Below are 1,923 nucleotides of genomic sequence, written 5' to 3'. Positions count from 1 at the left end.
CAGCAGGCCGGCGGCGCCGAGCGCAGGACGGGTGGCATCGAATTCCGTATTCACGACGGTCCCCTAGGGTCTGTTTCCATATGGAACGCACATGCGTTGCCACGAGAACGGCCGCTCGCGAGGCGCGCGACGCCGCGAATACTGACGTATTCGCAAGGAGCGCAACGCGGCGAGCGGCCGTTCTCGTGGCAACCCCTAATTAAAAAAATCAATCCACGGGAATGCCCGAAATCGCCCGCATGGCGGCGTCGTTCGTCGCTTGTTTGGCTCGGCCAAACGGCGCTCCTCACTCCTTGCCTGCGCCCCGTAAGGAAGTCCCCTTGGGGGACGAACGATTTCGGGCATTCGCATGCGCGTTCCATATGTAAACAGACCCCACACTTCGTTGCGAATCCGGGGAGGCACGCCGGTACCGCCCACGGGAACTGCGCGCCTGCCGCAACGGGCTCGTGCGCCCCCGCGCCCGTTTCCCCGGAAACGGGCCCTACCCGCGCGCGCGGTAGAGATCGGTCAATACCTTGGTCGAGCGCCGCGCCTCGAACAGCGCGGACAGCCGCGCGACGTCCGGGCTCGCGAGATCGCGGATCGCGGCGTCGTCGGCCAGGATGCGGCGGATCAGGTCGAGCTTGCGGCCGAGATCCGATTCGTCGAGCACGACGCCCGGATCGGCCTCCTTCAGCCCGTCCACCAGTTGCATGAATTCGGCCTGCAACTCCGGCAACGCGCTCCAGTCGGCGCTGCGGGCGGCGCCCAGCATCCGGCCCGACACGGCGGCGAGCGCCTCGTAACGTGCGAAGTATTCGGCCTTGCGATTCATCGTGATGCTTCCACTGCCTGTTGCGCGGCCATCCGCGCGACTTCCGGGGCAATCCCCGTCCATGCTTCCTCGAGCGTCGCGAGCAGCCCGTCGACCTCGACCAGCATCGCGTCGCTCGCCTGCGCGTTCGCTTCCAGCAGGCGCCCGCTGATATACGCGTACAGCGCGTCCAGCCGCTCCGCGATCTCGCCGCCCGCGTCGCGGTTCAGCGACGCCTTCAGTCCACTCTCGACGATCCGGATCGCCTTGCCGATCGCTTCACCGCGTGCGGGCACATTGCCCTGCTGCAAATGCATGCGCGCGAGCGCCACCGCCTGCCGCGCGCCCTGGTACAGCATCGCGATCAACCGGTGCGGGGAGGCGCCCATCACCCCGGTCTCGACGCCGACACGCGCGTATGCACTGGCTCCAGCGTGTCCTGGGGAAAACATGCGCTTCTCCTTGTTATGCCTTGGCTATACGGGAACCGACATCGTGCATCGCACGATGCGGCCTTCACCGGAGTTATCGGAAGGGATCGGGAAAGCTTTAGGCAAGCGGGGCCTGCCCTGCGGCGGCAGGGCCAGCCCGGGGGGGCTCACCGGATCGCCGTCCCCGGTGGCCGTCCTGTCACACCGACATCTGCATGATGTCGTTGTAAGCGCTCACGAGCTTGTTGCGGACCTGGAGCCCGAACTGGAAGCCGATGTTGGCTTTCTGCATGTCGACCATCACGTCGTTCAGCGACACGTTCGGCGCGCCGACCTCGAACGCCTGCGCCTCGCCGAGCGCGTGCTGCTGGTCGCCGCTGATCTTGTCGAGCGACGCCTTCATCGCGCTCGCGAACGTGCCGGCCGTCGCCGCGCCCGAGCCGGCCAGCGCCGCCGTCGGGCTCGCGACGCCGCCGGACGCCTGCGCGGCCATCGACTGCATCTGTTGCAACACCGAACCGATTCCGCTGACGTTCGCAGTCATGCTGTCCCCAAAACTGAGAGAAGAGGCCCGGACGCACCGGGGGATCCGCCGGCGCCGCACCACGCGCACCATGCCGGATCGCGAAAAAGGATAGCAGCGAGCCGCGCGTCAAAGCCGAGAAAGTACGGGGGAAACCCCGCTCTTTTCGGTCG

At 66.9% G+C, this 1,923-nt stretch carries 3 protein-coding genes; all 3 read right to left on the bottom strand.

The window, feature by feature from the left end; genetic code table 11:
- Positions 1 to 484: 484 nt before the first annotated feature.
- A complete protein-coding gene (locus G3N61_RS38805; protein WP_043184681.1) occupies positions 485 to 817 on the bottom strand; it encodes a flagellar protein FliT in 333 nt (110 codons plus the stop codon).
- The gene (gene fliS / locus G3N61_RS38800) at positions 814 to 1,248 is read right to left on the bottom strand and encodes a flagellar export chaperone FliS (RefSeq protein ID WP_043184682.1); all 435 of its coding nucleotides are present in this window, start codon (positions 1,246 to 1,248) and stop codon (positions 814 to 816) included. Before fliS ends, G3N61_RS38805 begins: the two co-directional genes overlap by 4 nt.
- A gap of 178 nt (positions 1,249 to 1,426) precedes the next feature.
- Positions 1,427 to 1,771 carry a flagellar hook-basal body complex protein FliE gene (gene fliE / locus G3N61_RS38795; RefSeq protein WP_021164033.1) on the bottom strand — a complete coding sequence of 115 codons (345 nt, stop codon included), beginning with the start codon at positions 1,769 to 1,771 and terminating at the stop codon, positions 1,427 to 1,429.
- Positions 1,772 to 1,923 lie beyond the last annotated feature (152 nt).

Source organism: Burkholderia sp. Ac-20349 (genome assembly GCF_017104865.1).
Classification (GTDB): Bacteria; Pseudomonadota; Gammaproteobacteria; order Burkholderiales; family Burkholderiaceae; genus Burkholderia; species Burkholderia aenigmatica.
The sequence above is the reverse complement of the archived record's forward strand: the minus strand, read 5'-3'. Positions and strand labels throughout refer to the sequence as shown.

What these genes read in the sequence shown, in the direction of transcription:
- G3N61_RS38805 (WP_043184681.1), bottom strand. Translation starts at nt 817, where the DNA reads ATGAATCGCAAGGCCGAATACTTCGCACGTTACGAGGCGCTCGCCGCC.
- fliS (WP_043184682.1), bottom strand. Translation starts at nt 1,248, where the DNA reads ATGTTTTCCCCAGGACACGCTGGAGCCAGTGCATACGCGCGTGTCGGC.
- fliE (WP_021164033.1), bottom strand. Translation starts at nt 1,771, where the DNA reads ATGACTGCGAACGTCAGCGGAATCGGTTCGGTGTTGCAACAGATGCAG.